At 46.1% G+C, this 17,382-nt stretch carries 8 protein-coding genes; 6 read left to right on the top strand and 2 right to left on the bottom strand.

Going from position 1 to position 17,382, the window contains the following annotated elements; translation table 11 throughout:
- Positions 1-37 precede the first annotated feature (37 nt).
- The 6 genes from ACJ751_RS28330 (at position 38) to ACJ751_RS28305 (ending at position 12,523) form a co-directional block, all read left to right on the top strand.
- On the top strand, positions 38-1,267 hold the full coding sequence (locus ACJ751_RS28330) for a FecR family protein (RefSeq protein WP_407748908.1): 1,230 nt from the start codon (positions 38-40) through the stop codon (positions 1,265-1,267).
- 130 nt (positions 1,268-1,397) lie between these two features.
- The gene (locus ACJ751_RS28325) at positions 1,398-4,955 is read left to right on the top strand and encodes a TonB-dependent receptor (protein ID WP_407748907.1); all 3,558 of its coding nucleotides are present in this window, start codon (positions 1,398-1,400) and stop codon (positions 4,953-4,955) included.
- A gap of 18 nt (positions 4,956-4,973) precedes the next feature.
- Complete coding sequence (locus tag ACJ751_RS28320; protein WP_407748906.1) at positions 4,974-6,530, top strand: RagB/SusD family nutrient uptake outer membrane protein; 1,557 nt, start codon at positions 4,974-4,976, stop codon at positions 6,528-6,530.
- 60 nt (positions 6,531-6,590) lie between these two features.
- On the top strand, positions 6,591-8,804 hold the full coding sequence (locus ACJ751_RS28315) for an alpha-N-acetylglucosaminidase (RefSeq protein ID WP_407748905.1): 2,214 nt from the start codon (positions 6,591-6,593) through the stop codon (positions 8,802-8,804).
- 1 nt (position 8,805) lies between these two features.
- A complete protein-coding gene (locus tag ACJ751_RS28310; protein WP_407748904.1) occupies positions 8,806-12,111 on the top strand; it encodes a GH92 family glycosyl hydrolase in 3,306 nt (1,101 codons plus the stop codon).
- Between the two features lie 133 nt (positions 12,112-12,244).
- Positions 12,245-12,523: an alpha/beta fold hydrolase gene (locus ACJ751_RS28305; RefSeq protein ID WP_407748903.1), complete on the top strand. Its 279-nt coding sequence runs from the start codon at positions 12,245-12,247 to the stop codon at positions 12,521-12,523.
- A gap of 55 nt (positions 12,524-12,578) precedes the next feature.
- Here ACJ751_RS28305 and ACJ751_RS28300 read toward each other — a convergent pair whose 3' ends face one another.
- Together ACJ751_RS28300 and ACJ751_RS28295 are read right to left on the bottom strand one after the other, a co-directional pair.
- The gene (locus ACJ751_RS28300) at positions 12,579-16,157 is read right to left on the bottom strand and encodes a VCBS repeat-containing protein (RefSeq protein WP_407748902.1); all 3,579 of its coding nucleotides are present in this window, start codon (positions 16,155-16,157) and stop codon (positions 12,579-12,581) included.
- Positions 16,158-16,231: 74 nt separating this feature from the next.
- Positions 16,232-17,382, bottom strand: a 1,151-nt coding sequence (locus ACJ751_RS28295; protein ID WP_407748901.1) for a RagB/SusD family nutrient uptake outer membrane protein, incomplete at its 5' end; no start/stop codon positions are given.

The following is a 17,382-nucleotide window of genomic DNA, read 5'->3' as shown; positions in this document are numbered from 1 at the left end:
TTTACGCTCAGCCTACTCTATACTGTAAAGAGTTTAGTTGAAACAAAGAATACAGCATTTATTACAGCTCTATGCCGCCAACCAGGCCAGCCGCGAGGAAGTGGAAGAATTATTTGTATGGCTGAAAGAGCAGGAAGGCGACGACGCATTAAAGAAATTCATCTTTGACACTGCAGATAAAGAAGTAAACAACACAACGCTTCACCAAAGCGATTGGGATAGAATATGGCAATCGGTTGAAACGGCTACAAGAGCCCATGCACCCGCTAAAATTGTTCGCCCTTTTTGGCCATCACACGGGTTACGCATAACAGCCGCCGCACTGGTGCTGGTAATGGCCGGCTGTGCATGGTTCTATTTTTCACGCCCAAACACCACTTCAGCGCCCGTAGTGTCGGCAGTTACCAGTAAAAAAGATATAGCCCCCGGCGGTAATAAAGCCCTTCTTACGTTGGGCGATGGCACCACCATTGTACTCGATACCGTTCAAACCGGTTTGCTGGCATTGCAGGGGCAAACCAGGATCATAAAACAAAATACAGCGCAGCTTATTTATAATTCAGGGTCCACATCAGAGCAAAAGGCCGGCGAAGTATTGTACAACACTGTTACTACTCCACATGGCGGTCAGTTTCAGTTGGTATTACCCGACGGTACCAAAGTATGGTTGAACGCAGGTTCGTCACTATGCTTTCCGGCCACTTTTGCAACCCGGGAAAGAAGGGTGCAATTAACAGGCGAGGCTTATTTTGAAGTAGCGCACAATGCACAAAAGCCATTCAAAGTAAATGTGAACAACAAAGAAGAAGTGACCGTATTAGGCACCCATTTCAATGTAAATGCTTACGAGAATGAGAAGGCCATTCTTACTACGTTGTTGCAGGGGAGCGTGAAGGTGGAAGGGCAAAGGGAAGAAAAAGAACAATCAGTTATACTAAAGCCTGGTCAACAGACAGCTTTATCCCAAACATCCCAGCTATCCCACCCCATCCCAGTTCAGACAGATGGGGTAATTGCCTGGAAGAACGGGTACTTCCGCTTTAAAGAAACAGGCATTCGTGAGTTGATGCGGCAGGTTGAAAGATGGTATAATGTGGAAGTTGAATATAAAACCGACCACACCGATCAGTATTATACCGGTGTGGTATCGCGCTCGCAAAATATTTCGGCCCTTTTACAAACATTGGAGTTAACAGGCACCGTGCATTTTCAAATAGATAACCAGGGGGCTGATGGAAAAAAGGGAAAGATTATAGTGTTACCGTGAATGGTGAATGGTCAATGGTGAATAGAACCCTATTCGCGAGGTTAATAACTAATACGAGACTCAGAAATTTCGTGAGTCATTGACCATTCACCATTGCCCATTCACCATTGTTAAACCAAAACTTTACAGTATGACATTCACAATTTACTGCGCAAAATGGCAATCGAACAGAATGCCATGCAGTAATGAACCTGGATCCGGCGTAACCCGTCCAACCAACCGGTGGCTGTCGGCCAAAATGCTGCTAATTATGAAACTAACTGCTTTTCTGCTATTTGTAATTTCCCTGCATGTAAGTGCCGGGGGCATAGCACAGAAGATCACCATCGTAAAAAAGAACGCTACGCTGGAGCAGATCTTTGAACTGATCCAACAACAGGGTGGATACGATTTTTTATTCAGTAGCCCGGTACTGGCCAAAGCGCACCGGGTAGATATTGAAGCGCGCAATGCTACTGTAAAGGAAGTACTTGACATCTGCTTTAAAGATCAGCCACTCATTTATATCCTGCACGATAGGACCATTATCGTAAAAGAAAAAGAAAAGAAGGTAGAAACAACCCCGGCACAGACAGTGACCACCGCAGCTGCACCGGAATTAAAAGTTACCGGTATAGAAAACGTACCAACGGCTTATGCAACCACTGCCCAACCTGTTTCGGGAACGGTAAAGGATGAAAAAGATCAGCCTGTTGAAGGTGCAGCGGTCTCTATCAAAAAACTAAACATCGGAACCGTTACCGACCGTAACGGTAAATTTCAATTCACTGTGCCCGATGGTACGTGGGAACTGGAAATATCTTCGGTAGGATTTCAACTGATTAAAACAACCATAACTGTTGGCGAATCGGCTGTACCCGCGTTGAATATTACTATGAAATTAGCCGCTACGGGGTTAACCGATGTAGTAGTAGTGGGCTATGGCACACAACGTAAAAGAGATGTAACAGGCACCATCAGCCGGGTAAAAGGCGAAGATTTTCAAAACCTGCCGGTTACCAATGCAGCACAGGCGTTACAGGGCCGGGCTTCGGGTGTTGATATTATCAGCGGCGACGGAGCGCCTTCGAGCTCTCCCGCCATCCGGATTCGCGGTACAGGCACCATCAACAGTTCTGACCCGCTGGTAGTGATCGATGGTGTGCCTGCAGGCGGGCTTTCTGATGTAAACCCCAACGATATTGCCTCTATTGAAATATTGAAAGATGCATCGTCCTCTGCTATCTACGGTACCAGAGCTGCAAACGGAGTGGTATTGATCACCACCAAAAAAGGAAGTTTTGAACAGCCGCTCAAGACCAATATAAACGTATATACCGGTCAGTCGAAAGTGTTGAAGAAGCTCGATCTGCGTACCGCCCCCGACCTCGTAACATTGAAGAAAGAAGAATTCACCAATGATGGTTCATCGGTACCTGCTATCTGGAACGACCCGACCTATGCTGTTCAGCGTACCGATTGGCAGAACGCTTTGTTTGGGACCGGCAAAGTAAATAATGTAGATGCATCGTTACGCGGAGGCAACAAAACATCGAGCTACAGCATCTCGGGCAACTATTATGATAATAAAGGTTTGATTGAAAATTCTTTCTTTAAACGCTACAGCGCCCGTTTTAATTCAGAACATAAAATTGGCAGCCGCATTAAAGTAGGTGAAAACTTTTTGTATGCAAGTACCGACAATGTAGCGCCCAACACGCGTTCTTCACAGGATGGACTTATATGGAGCGCGTTGCGTTTTAACCCCGCCATCCCGGTTAAAAACAATGATGGTACCTGGGGCAGTTCAAAAGCCGATAATGAACTGGGTGATATCAACAACCCGGTATTTACAGCTGCGAATATGAACCAGTACAACAAATCGAACCGTATACTGGCCAATGCCTGGGCCGAGCTGGAAATTATCAAAGACCTTAGATTCAGGGCCAGCTACGCCTATAACGAATCCACTGTAAACAGCTATGATTTTTCTATAGCCACGCCCGATCAAACAAGGGTGAATTCACTGGCAACCCTCACCCAATCCACTAACAAATACTCTTCTATGCTTGAAGAGTATTATTTTACCTACGATAAAAAATTCGGGAAAGATCATGCGCTGAACCTTACCGCCGGGTACTCGGCCCAGAATTTCAAAGGCAATTACTTTTTTGCGCAGCGCAAAGGATACGACGATCCCAACAGCGATCAAAGAGTATTGAGCAGCGGCAGCAGCGCCAATCAATTTTCGGGCGGCTACACGGCTCCTGACTCAGGACTGGTCTCTTATTTTGCAAGAGCCAATTACAGTTTTCAGGGAAAATATTTATTTACCGCTACCATGCGGGCAGATGGTTCAAGTAAATTCCCTAAAAACAACCGCTGGGGTTACTTCCCTGCCTTCTCGGCCGGCTGGCGCATTTCGGATGAGAACTTCTTCAAAAATAACATTTCACTCATCAACACTTTAAAGGTTACCGGCGGCTGGGGCCAGCTGGGTAACCAAAGCGTTCCCGCTTATCAATACCTCGGTATTATAACACGTGGAGGTGCATCAACCATTTACGCCTTTGGTACCGGTACCAATGTAGTGGATGGTGCTTTCCTTACCAGCCTTGGCAACCTTGATATTACCTGGGAAAGAGCTGAAATGACGAATATCAGTCTTGAATTTGGCGCTGTAAACAATAAGTTGACCGGTACCGTTACCTGGTTCAACAAAAACACCAAAGACATGCTGATCCCCTACCCGCTGGTTGAAACCTATGGCGCTGGAAGCGGCTACATACCCGGCGGTGTAGTGGTAGTTCCCAACCAAAACAGGGGCACTTTAAATAACAAGGGTGTTGAAGTAGAATTGGGCTACCAGGATAAAGCAGGTGAAGTGGGTTATAATATTAGTGTAAATGCAGCCTTTATTAAAAATAAAGTGACCAAACTGTATGGTAATAATAAAGACTATATAGGCGCTGCCTTTTACGGACGTGAGTCGCTCGAAACTTCACGTACCTACGAAGGGCAACCGCTTGCCTCGTTCTACGGATTTAAAACCGGCGGTTTGTATCAGAACCAGAGCGACATTGATAAAGACCCCAATATTACCAACGATCTTAACAAACCAAATATTAAACCCGGTGATGTAAGGTTCCTTGATCAAAACGGCGATGGGATTATCGACGATAAAGACCGCGTAAATCTGGGCAATCCCAATCCACGCGCCACGTATGGTATCAACGGCAGCGCCTGGTATAAAGGTTTTGATCTGAGCTTTAGTTTCTCAGGCGTTATGGGTGTTAAGCTGTACAATGCCGATCGCATGGCCGGTTTGGATGCTACACAGGTATTTAACATGTACCACGAAGCATTAGGCCGCTGGCATGGCGAAGGCACCAGCAACAGCCTGCCACGCTTAAGCCGCACCAATGACAACTTAAACTACCGCTCGAGCGATCTATGGATCGAAAAAGGAAATTATCTGGCCCTTAAAAACATTTCAGTAGGATATACTTTTCGTAAACTAAAAATAGCCGACGCCTCATTACCCGACACCAGAGTGTATGTAAGCTGCTACAATGCATTTATACTTACGCCGTACAGCGGTTATACACCTGAGCTGGGTTATACCGATGGCAACAGACAAAGAGGGGTTGATGTAGCGCAATACCCGCCTTCAAGAACCCTGATGATAGGCGCTTCTTTTAATTTTTAGTTTTAAAACAACAGAATCATGAAACTTAATCTGGTATATATATTTTTTACAGGCTGCATACTGTTTATTCTGGTAGCCGGATGTATAAAACATCCGTTAGACAGCGAGCCCACCGGATCTTATACAACAACCAACTACTGGCGCAATCAAAACGATGTAATTGCCGGCGTTAATGGGATCTACAATGTGCTTACCCAGGAAGAAGGGGTAGGACATAACAATTACGCATTCGACGATGCAAGCGACGATATTTCAGTTGACGGCGACCACCCTGATTTTTGGGAAATAGAACGGTTCACCGCAACGCCCACCACTTATCAGCTGCGCCCTACCTGGGCATGGTCGTACGAAGAAATAGCCCGTGCCAACAATGCCATTACGTATATTCCCAAAGTGCCCACCATGGATGATGCCATCCGCAACCGGTCGCTGGGCGAAGCTTACTTCTTACGCGCTTACGGATATTATATCCTGAACCAGATCTTTGGCAGTGTGCCGTTGATCCTGGAAGACAATGTGGTTACCGGTAACTACAACGTGCCGAAAGACAGCATTTCTAAAGTGCGTGCACAAATTGAATCAGATCTGTTAAAAGCGGCCAGCCTGTTGCCCGAAACATACGGCGATGAAGATAAAGGACGCGTGCATAAAGGCGCCGCATGGGCGATGCTTTGCAAACTGTACATGATGCAGGACAACCTGGATAAGGCTATCGAATACGGATCAAAAGTGATCAACGATGCCAACTATGCACTGGCCACCAGTTACCGCGACAATTTTACGTTGGGCAGCCAGGAAAGCAATTCAGAAATTCTTTTTGCCGTTTGGAATAAAAACAATTTCAATAACGCTCCTATAAATGTTTATTTCACCCCACGTGCCTGGAACGGATGGGGGTTTCATCATCCCACCCAAAACTTTGCCGATGAGTTTGAAACAGCCGATTCGATCCGTAAAAAAACAACCCTGCTCCAGGTGGGTGATTCAATCCCCTGGCAAACCACAATGATCGAAATAACCGACAAAGATGCCTACCAGATGTTCACCGGTAAAACGGGTCAGACAACAGGAAGAATGTTGCCCAGCAATTCGCTTGAAACCGGATATTGCTTAAGAAAATACACGGCTTATAATCCCGATGGTTCGGGTAGTTTGGATGGCGATCTGAAACAGCCCCTGTTACGTACTGCCGATATTTATTTGCTGGTAGCCGAAGCAAAGATCAGAAAAAATGGCGCAGGCGCCGGTGATGCCGAAATTAATGTAGTCAGAAAAAGAGCAGGACTGGCTACCATAAGCGGTGCAGGTATAAATCAGCTGATCCATGAAAGGCGTGTTGAACTGGGTGGAGAAAATGTACGTTTTCAGGACCTGTTGCGCTGGGATAAAGCAAAGCTGATTAACCTGGATACCATTTTCAACAAACCCAAAAAGGCATCTCCGTTGCAGCCCTATAATGGCGCAGTAGTGGTACCTGGGCGGGTGTTTCAGCGCCCAAAGAATTATTATGTGCCCATTCCGCAGGTGGTGATCGATGAAAGCAAGGGCGTTATAACACAGAACCCGAATTATTAAAACAATAAGCAATTGGCAATGGATAATAGGCAATGTACAAAAAGCAATAGGCAATTAACAATGGGTAATAAGTATCTGGTTTTCTTTTGTCAATTGTCTATTGTCTATTGCCTGTTGGCTCCCCAAACCGCCTTTTCGCAGGTAAACAGATCAGCCCTTACCGCTTTTGTTCAGCGTATAGTTAAAGACAGAGCTGATTCTTTTATTATCGAAGCTATACCACAGCAGAATGGCAAAGATGTATTTGAACTCGAAAGCCGCAAAGGAAAAATTGTATTACGAGGTAATAATGGGTTGTCTGTTGCCTCTGCCCTGAACTATTACCTGCAACAATATTGTAATTGCCAGCTAAGCTGGAATGGCATTAATATGCATTTGCCAGTTCCCTTGCCCCGGGTTACAAAAAAAGTGCATAAAGCCACTCCATATAAATACAGGTATTATCTCAATTACTGCACCTTTCAATATTCCATGGCCTGGTGGGACTGGGACCGGTGGCAACAGGAAATTGACTGGATGGCGCTCAACGGGATCAACATGCCGTTGGCGCTTACCGGTGAAGAAGCTGTCTGGCAACAGGTATATAAAAAAATGGGCTTAACCGATAATGAGCTGGCAGGCTTTTTTACTGGTCCAGCCTATTTTTCGTGGTTGTGGATGGGTAATATCGATGGATGGGATGGTCCATTACCACAGCACTGGATGAACAGGCAAATGGAATTGCAAAAGCAAATACTGGAAAGAGAACGCAGTTTTGGAATGAAACCGGTATTGCCTGCTTTTACCGGTCATGTGCCTCCATCGTTCAATCAGAAATTCCCCCATGCGAAAATAAAAAAGACCAACTGGGGAGCAGGTTTTCCGGATGTATATATTTTAGATCCCGCTGATGGCCTGTTTGAAAGTGTTGGTAAAGAATTTATCGAAGCGCAAACAGCAGCGTATGGTACCGATCATTTTTATAGTGCCGATACGTTTAATGAAAATGTTCCCCCAACAAGGGACTCCGCCTTTTTGGATGACATGAGTAAAAAAGTATTTCAATCCATGGCCAGCGCCGATCCGGCTGCAATATGGGTGATGCAGGGATGGATGTTTCATTATAATTCCGATTACTGGCAACCCACACAAATAAAGGCCTTGCTCAATGCCGTGCCGGATGATCACCTGATCATGCTGGACCTCTACAGCGAAAGCCATCCGGTGTGGAACCGAACGGAAGCGTACTATGGCAAACCCTGGATCTGGAATATGCTGCACAATTTTGGAGGTAACATCAGTTTATGGGGTAGAATGGCCAATGCCGCAAAGGACCCTTCAGCCGCCTTGCACAATAATTCATCCCGTAAAATGGAAGGTATCGGGTTAACCATGGAAGGCATAGAACAAAATCCGGCGCTTTATCACCTCATGCTGGAAAATGTATGGAATGAAGCGGGTGTAGACCTTGAAAAATGGTTAACGCAATATGCCACACAGCGATACGGCGTACCAAACGATCTCATTGATTCAGCATGGCGGATACTCGGCAAAACGGTGTACAATGGCGGGTTGGGTGAAGGAGGGCCGGAATCGATTATAGTAGCCAGACCTACTATCAATCTGTTTGGTGACAGAGTAAGAACAAAACTGGATTACGATCCCAACCAACTGGTTTCAGCCTGGACGCTTTTTATCCAAACCATTCCTGCCCTGCAGCAAAGCGACGGCTTTCAATACGACCTGGTTGATATCACCCGCCAGGTCTTGGCCAATTATGCTACACCGTTACAACAAAAATGGGTGCTCGCTTATTTGCAAAACAATACGGCTGCTTTTTCAAAATACACCCGGGAATTTCTGGAGCTCATGGATGATATGGATGAATTGCTGGCTACCCGCAAAGACTTTTTATTGGGTAAATGGATCGCCGATGCCCGTAGTTGTGGCGCCGATGAAAATGAAAAAAAATTATATGAGTTAAATGCAAGGAATGTCATCACCTTATGGGGCAATAAAGAAAGCGAATTACATGAATATTCCTGCCGGCAATGGGCTGGTTTAATAAAAGGATTTTACAAACCGCGCTGGCAACAGTTCTTCACCTGTCTGCAACAGAAAATGGCTACCGGCGCCAGAATGGAGATGAACGATTTTGAAGCTGCTGTAAAAACATGGGAATGGAATTGGGTTAATAGCAACGATGCGTATTCCCCCTCGCCTGCTGGTAATGCCATAGAAGTGGCAAAGCGATTGTATACAAAATATGTAAACAGGGTGAACCAGGAACTGTAACATGCCTTTCATCAAACAATATCTCTTACTCTGTATCATAGTAGCCGTTACCAGTAACGCATGGGCGCAAACCGATCCCTTACAATATGTAAATTCATTTATTGGTACCACCGGATCAAATGTACGTACCAAATGGGGCAGTGAAGGCGGCACCTATCCCGGGGCGGTAGCGCCATGGGGTGCTGTACAGGTAACGCCCGAAACGCGTGCAACCGGCGGTAAAGGCTATAATTATCACGATACCAGTATTTATTTTTTCAGCTGTACACAGCATTTGAGCGGTTTTCCGAATGGCTCAGCTGGTCGTGTGGCCGTTATGCCGGTAAAGGCTGCTGATAAATTCCTTCTAAATAAATATTTCAGAAATTTTTCTCATCAGGCAGAAAAAGCTGCTCCCGGCTATTACGCCGTATCGTTCAGCGATGATCACACGCTTGTAGAAGCAACTGCTGGGGAACGAACAGGTCACTTTCGTTTTACTTTTCCTCAAAAGGTAATCCCGAAAATATTTATCGGCGATGCCGGTAAATTAAGGATCAGGTCAAAACATGAAATAACCGGTACGGTATTGAATACCTTATTCCGGTTTAACAAAGACTACCTCGTCCGCGAGGAGGTGCCCGGTGGCTATCTGCTTACGTTTGCGCCCCAATCATCGGGGCCTGTTGTAATAGAATTACAAGTAAGCGTTTCTACCGTAAACGTTGAAGGCGCTGTGATAAATATGGTGGCGGAAAACAGGCGTTTCAATGAACGCCTGGAAGATACCCGTAATAAATGGCGCCAGGCACTGTCGGTAATTACCATCGAGGATAGCAGTGAAAGCAATAAGACCATTTTTTATACTGCCTTATACCATGCGTTACTGGTTCCCCGGATCGTTTCGGATGCAAACGGAAAATACCGCGGCGCCGATGGACAGGTGCATCAAACTACAGGCGCCTGTCAATACAGTACCTTTTCTCCCTGGGATACTTTTCGAACGTTGCATCCTTTGCTGTGTTTGTTGTTTCCCGACAGGCAAAAAGACATGGTGGAGTCGATGCTCGATATTTACCGGCAAACCGGCTACCTGCCAACAGAGTCTATGACCGGTAATCATGCCATTGTGGTTATTACCGATTCATGGTTAAAAGGAATAAAAGTTTCAGATAGTTTGCTGGCATTAAAGGCCATGAAAAAAAGCATGGCTGCGGGGCCCTTTATTCAACCCGATATGGAAGTTTACCGCAAAACGGGTTACATTCCATTCTCCTATCCCGAATCGGTTACCCGAACCGTTGAATATGCTTACGATGACTGGGCATTGGCGCAGTTTGCCCGGGCCATGCACGATTCCGCCACCTATGCTCATTTTATTCAGGCAGCTTTTAATTATCGCAACCTCTTTAATGCGCAGGAATTATTTTTATTACCACGCAATGGAAATGAATTCAAATTACAGCCCGGTACTTTTGGCTATAAAGAAGGCGATGCCTGGGTATATTCTTATTTTGTACCGCACAACGCAAAAGACCTGGTGAATATAATGGGCGGTGATCAGGCATTTGTTTCCAGGCTCGATTCAGCGCTTGGCACTGAACAGCTGGTATTTGATAATGAAACCCTGTTTCATGTGCCTTACCTTTTTAATTACACGGATTCTTTCTATAAAACCCAGCAATGGGTGCAAAAAATAATGCATACCCGCTTTAGTGCAACACCTGGTGGCTTACCGGGTAATGATGATCTCGGCGCTACCAGTAGCTGGTTTATCTTTAGTGCTATGGGCATTTATCCGGTATGTCCCGGCCGTGCGGTATATGCTATCAGTTCACCACTCTTCAAATCGGTTACTATTCATCTTAATAATGGAAAGCAATATGTGATCAGGGGAGCCAATGCGTCTGCACAAAACAGCTATGTAAAAAAGGTATCGCTGAATGGCATTCCTTGCCACCGCTTATGGTTGTCACATGCCCTGCTTGTACAGGGTGGTGAAATGGATTTCGTGACAGATTCTGTGCCGCATCCCGAATGGGTGTCTGATACAGCTGTAATCGGCATTTCAGAAACTGTAAGTAATCCCGGCTTTCACCTGGTTAATTACTGGCTTTCAAAAAATAATGTAGCGCCGCATGAACCCATATGGGTATATTTTGAATGGCAAAACACAGGAAGCACCGGTACAAAAAATGTAACGCTGTTTGTAAATGGAAAAGTAGTTGCACAAAAGAATTGCCTGGTGCCTGGTAATGCAACCCTTACTGACTCTATGTTATGTCGGTTGTATACCTTTGGAAAAGCCAGTATACAAATTGACGGATCAATAGCCAAAGAAGTTGACGTACAACGGGCAACAACCGGCTTCACCCCTCCCCCTGCCATCAGCGCACTGGTAATAAAACCGGTTATCCGTTCCGGTGAATCGCAGTCGATCACTTTCAATGTACAGAATACAGACGGGGAACCACATACATTTTATCTTCCTGTTAGCATAAACGATTCATTGATCTGTACAGACACTCTCTCTTTGCAGCCAGGAGCTATTCAGCCTGTTGCACAGATGGTGCCGGTAAAAAAGGCGGGCATGCAAACACTTCGGGTTAATAATGTAGAAAAATTATTTAAAGTGTGTAACAGCAATACAGAGACCGCTTTATTGGATCTATCGGTAGTTGCTGCAGATGGCAGTGTGGTGATCGATGGCTCGGGTTTTGGGAATAATGGCAGCATTATGCGGGAGGCGCCGAATGCGAATTCAACCACCCGTCTCTGCAAAGCTCCGGCGGGCAAGGCACTCAGGACGCTGCGTTTTAACAAAGATTGTTATATCCAGGTGCCCAACTCGCTACCTGTTGATAGCATGGGCGAAACCATAACCATGCTCTTATGGGTGTTTCCCATTGGAAAGAACGACGGATTGGTGGATCTTTTCACAAAAGGTGATTATCATGTATTGCAGGTGGCGGGTAATAAGCAGCTAACATTTTTTGCAGGTGGCTGGGGCCGGGGCGAATGCGGGGCGCCGTTACCAGCCAACTGGTTCAACAACTGGCATCACCTGGCAGGCGTTTGTGATGGGAACTCTTTAAAAGTATATATCGACGGGGCATTGAAAGGAACCACCCGTTTGCCCGATCGCATTAATTTATCCGTTCCCAACAAATGGACGATAGGCCGCAATGAAGAATTTCCCGGGCAACGGATCTTTGATGGTTACATGGATCATATAAAAATATTTGCCGCTCCTTTATCAGCCAATGAAATAATGGCTATCATGAAAAAGGAGAAGATCCCGAATAGCGCTTCGCACCTGGGACATTGATCTTAACTTCCACGCAATACACACATTTCATAACCTGGCCGCTGAAGTTGTCATGGTACACACGAGTCACTATAGGATTATGTGACCGGTAACCCAGGCATTCGGCGGCAGAGATGAATTACTGACCAACATCATGATCTATTGGGCAACGCAAACCATCGGGTCATCTGTAAGAATGTATAAAGCAGAGGCGATGGCGCAGTGGGGCGGCTCACAACCACTGCAGAAAAGCAATGTACCGGCAGGTGTAACGCTGTTTCCGAGAGAAGCGCAATTTCCAAAAGAGTGGGCAGAGCGCTTTGTGAATGTAGTCAGTTTTAAAAAAGTGACAGAAGGCGGACATTTCGCGGCCCTTGAGGTGCCGGATATTTTTGCAGAAGAACTCCGGAGCTTCTTTTATGGCATTAAATGATCGTGCAAAGCACACCTTGAAAAAAGGGCGGCCTGTCGCCGCCCTTTGATCCCATTTATTCAAAAGAAATTTTTCTTGTACTGCCTGTATTGTTTGTAATATCTACTCCTGTAATGGTTGGCGTAATGGAGATCAACCGGGCCGACTGGGATAAGAAGGAAGATCCATAATAAAATTCTTCTTTGCAAACCTTCCCGTTCTTATAATGCAGAATGGCCATCCGGTCATCGGGATTGATCTTTACAAGCCGCGGGGTTGTTTTTAGTTCAAAGATCCTCATAGCATCTCTGTACTGGCTTGCAGCAACCAGGTAATTCCCCTTGCTTCCGGCCAATTTTACCAATGCTTTTCCATTGCCCGGGATGTAGATGCCGCTTTGCTGAATGGTAAGCGGAATAAAACGCCCATTGCCATCCCCTTTCAGCAACAGACCATTTAAGGCATCATAGCGCCCAATGGAAATATCCGTACCGAAATCGTTCCCATTTACCAATACATCCAGGTTACCATCCCCATCGAAGTCATCGGCAATCATTCCGTTTATAACAGACACCTGCGCTTCCAACGGCAGGGGAACCAGGGTGAATTTACCATTCCCATCATTTTGGAGAAAGCAACTCTGCAGCATATTGGCCTGTAACTGCAACGAATTCGATCTTTTGTCTGCAGGTATAATATCATCCATAGTAGCTACTGCAAACCGCTTATATTGTTCATACTTCTTTTTTATGGCAGGCCATCTTTCTGCAATATCATCCCGGCCATGGGCAGGGAATTCTTTCAATGCACCATTCTTATCGGGAAGAAATAACCAGGGTATGGCCAGATAGCCGCCATTATCGGCAAGATCTCCGGCGGTTACCCCAACGGGATATTGATCACTGGCCCGGAATAAGGTATTCAGTCCAACATTCCCCACGATATAATCGGTGCGGCCGGTATGACGAAAGTCTCCGGCAACGATCGAGCTCCACCATCCCGTTTTATTACCTATGCCAGTACCGGGTGTCACGTTTTTAAATTGTCCATGCTGGTTCTTAAAAAAAGTAACCGGCATCCATTCCCCGGTTAATACCAGGTCGGTTTCATTGTCGTTATCAAAATCGGTGAACAGGGCATCACAAACCAGCCCTATGTTTGTCAATTCAGGGGCCACGGTTGCGGTTACATCAGTAAATTTTGCGTGCCCTTTTTCTGAATCGTTCCTGAAAATAAAACTGCTTACCGGTTTGGGATAATGGCCGGGATCAACCCGGCCGCTTACAAACAGATCGGGTTTTCCGTCTTTGTTATAATCAAATGCCCTTACACAAAGTTTACTGGTAAAATTTCGGGGTAAAGCGGTACTGTCTGGCAAAAAATTTCCCCTGCCATCGTTGATGTATAATCTATCCTCGTAGCAGGCATTTCCGGCTGCATTATGAAAACCACCGCTGGCAATATAGATATCGGGTTTCCCATCCACATTGGCATCAAATACCAGGATGCCCTGGTCTTTATAATCAGCGTTTGCCCGGTGATCGGCCGCATACAATTCTTTTTGTACAAATGAGCCGTTTGCCTGTTGCAAAAACAACTGCGCGGGGTTAAGGGCATTTCCTCCCATTACCAGGTCATCCAACCCGTTTCCGTCTATATCAGCAGCAGCCAGCGCGGGCGCATATTCCGAGAACTTGTGTGGAAGAATGGATTGAAGATTAAAATCAACAAAATCATAATCCCGGTGCGCATAGTTAATACCTGACGACGGGGCTACATGACGGAACAAAGCCGTAGCAGGTACAACCGGTTGTATAGCCTCATTAACATCATGGGCATTGGCTATACTTACCGAAATATGCTGATCTGCCTGTATGTTCTTTACTACTTCTTTTTTATCGTTATTCCACAGGATGACTGCGGAGTCAACAACTTTTGTTTTTCCCAGGCCGAAATGGGCTACCCCCTGCACAGAGGAAAGGTACCCGCGGTAAGGATTGTTTTCAAATGCCTGTACCTTGCCCCTATCATAGTAAATGATTACCAGGGCGCCAAGGCCGTTCCTGTTTTCCGCACCGCCTTTACAGCTGATCTGCAGGTAATGATTGGCGGCGGTATCTTTTTCGCGGGCCGTATTCCTGTACAAAAAAGCTTCGTCGTTAATGTTGTTAATCACCATGTCCATATCGCCGTCATTGTCAAGATCGGCATAGGCAGCGCCATTACTAAAAGCAGGCAGTTTCAATCCCCAGTTCTCAGTGACATCACTGAAGGTGAGGTTGCCATTATTATGAAACGCATAGTTATGCAGCTTTACCTCCGGGATCTGTTTTATCAACTGCGACTGGGGCAGCTGGTTGGTGGCATTTGCACGATAACTTACAAAATCGTGGTCGCTTACATCTTTGGGAAACCCGTTGGTAATAACAAGATCCCGGTAACTGTCATTATCAAAATCGGTTACCAGCGGTGTCCAGCTCCAGTCGGTTTGCGAAATACCGCTCATGAAACCAATATCACTGAAAGCCGGCGCGCCCAATGAGTCATTATCTTCCAGCCGCGGGCCCCTGTTCAATGCCAGGGTATTGCGAACATACTGGTATTGATACCCGTAATTATCGAAGTTCTGGTAAGTGACATAATTGGTGGTGGCTGTCATTAATTTCTTCCGGTAATTATCCGGCGGGTTCATGTCGAGCTCAATTACATCGGCCAGCGCATCGTTGTTGATGTCAATCACATCCTGACCCATGGTATTGAATGACGTGTGTTTGAAATATTCTTTTACCCGGTTTGTAAACGTACCATCGTGGTTGTTGATGTACAAAATATTGTTCGACAGGAAATCATCCGACACATAAATGTCTTTCCACCCATCGTTGTTTATATCGCAAACAGTGGCGGCATGTCCATAACCATGCTCTTTGATCCCGGCTTCATCAGACACATCATGAAAAACGGCGTGTTTTAAAATGGGGTCTGGATCATTGCGAAACAACCGGCCGCGGTTGGGCCCGGTGTTGCTTTTATTACGCTCTAAAAAAACGGAGGAGTTATAGCCGTTCGACGCTTCATTAACGGTAAGGTACATGTCGAGATCGCCGTCGTTATCATAGTCGAAAAAAGCAGCCATGGTGGATTGCACATGACAATCGAGGCCATATTCGGCTGCCAGATCTTTAAAATGCGGGATCCCCGCTTTATCTTTTCCCTGGTTTACATATAAAATATTTCTTCTTCTCAGCGAATCTTTATAGATCGTATTGCACACATAGAGATCCATAAGGCCATCGTTATTGATGTCTACGACGGCCACTCCCCTTGCCCACCGGCCCATTCCTTCAACCCCTGCTTTTGCCGTTATATCTTCAAACTCAAAATTGCCTTTGTTGAGATATAATTTGCTGCTCACCATATTGCCGGTAAAAAAGATATCCTGTAACCCATCATTATTAAAATCACCAATGCCCACGCCACCGCCATTGTAGATGTTCACCACGTTCAACGGGTTGATAGTGTCGTTCTCAACAATACGATTATTGAACGTAATGCCTGAGTGCTCCGCCGCAATTTTCTCGAATAACGGATGTTTTGACCGGCACGCGGCAATGCAAAATAATAATATGCCAATATGTAGTAATCGAAATGTATTCATAAAAGCTGCAGGCAGACGACAGAAGGCAGACGGCAGAAAACCGCGGATCGTGTTTGCCGTCTGCCGTTTGCCATCTACGGGTTCGGGGTTAAATTCGGGTTCAGCGAAATGGCTACCTGCGGTATCGGCAACAGGGTTTTCTCTGGTGTTAACGAAGTATTGTATAAGCCATGCTTTTTACCGTCGTGTGTGGGGCCGGGGGCCGGGTTGGGCACCGGTTCATAACTGCCATCTACCGTACCATTGGCCTTCTTTATAAAAGCGATGGCTTCATTGGTACCTGCCCTGCACAGGAGAAAGAACAGGGAATATTCGCCGGCCAGCTCATGCCTGTATTCGCTCAACACCATTTGCAATGGGTCGGTGATGGGTTGTCCCGGGGTGCCATCATAATTGGCGCTGTCTTTCATCACCGCAGGGGCGGTTCCACCCCAGGCGCGGTCTCTTACCAGTTTCAGATCGGCCATAGCGCCGGCGATATCATTGGTGCGCACTTTACATTCGGCCCTGCTTAAGATCACTTCCGCATACCGCATGAGGATCTGGTTCTGATCGCCGAATATTTTTTGCGGACCATAACCGCCGGTAAGATTGTAATCACGCCATTTTTTAGCGCAATAATAACCTGTACGGGCATTGTCGCTTCCATACCAGGGTCTTGTTTTAGTGCCCACCGTGTTCAGGATCGTACTATCATCCGCTTTATATTTTGGATTGCCGTTTGCAAAACCGTCTTTCACCGGAATGTACCCCTTTATGCCGCCCCAGGCTTTTATAATGCCCGGGCTCGCCAAGGTATCGCCAGGCCCCACTATAGTAAGCAGTTTACGTTTATCGCCTTCCTGGAAGGAATTCCATAACGCAGGGTTACCATAATCATAACCCTGCTGGGTTATTTCCTCAGGCCAGCTGAAACTGTCTATCCAGGCAATTTCACCACCGGGCGGATTCCAGCTTCCACCCCAGTCCTGCGGGTCGCCCTGTTTTACTTCAAACTGAATTTCAAACAACGATTCATCGTTGTTCTGGTTATCGTATTCATGCACATCGGCAAAGTTCTTCAATAAACTATAGTTGGCAGAAAACTCAGGATTATTAAAAGCAACCAACGCGGCAGCATAATCTTTCAGCCACATGCGGGCCGACCCTTCATAGGCATAGGCAGCGCCTTTGGTGGCCCTTCCCAGGTCGGCCTTGGGAAGGTCTTTTTTCGACCATAACAACG

This window comes from Niastella sp. (assembly GCF_045805085.1).
GTDB lineage: Bacteria > Bacteroidota > Bacteroidia > Chitinophagales > Chitinophagaceae > Niastella.
This window is presented reverse-complemented; position numbering and strand designations above follow the sequence as displayed.

Bases quoted from the DNA above. Each gene is read 5' to 3' on its own strand.
- ACJ751_RS28315 (WP_407748905.1), top strand. From the start codon at position 6,591: ATGGGTAATAAGTATCTGGTTTTCTTTTGTCAATTGTCTATTGTCTAT.
- ACJ751_RS28320 (WP_407748906.1), top strand. From the start codon at position 4,974: ATGAAACTTAATCTGGTATATATATTTTTTACAGGCTGCATACTGTTT.
- ACJ751_RS28300 (WP_407748902.1), bottom strand. From the start codon at position 16,157: ATGAATACATTTCGATTACTACATATTGGCATATTATTATTTTGCATT.
- ACJ751_RS28310 (WP_407748904.1), top strand. From the start codon at position 8,806: ATGCCTTTCATCAAACAATATCTCTTACTCTGTATCATAGTAGCCGTT.
- ACJ751_RS28325 (WP_407748907.1), top strand. From the start codon at position 1,398: ATGACATTCACAATTTACTGCGCAAAATGGCAATCGAACAGAATGCCA.
- ACJ751_RS28305 (WP_407748903.1), top strand. From the start codon at position 12,245: ATGATCTATTGGGCAACGCAAACCATCGGGTCATCTGTAAGAATGTAT.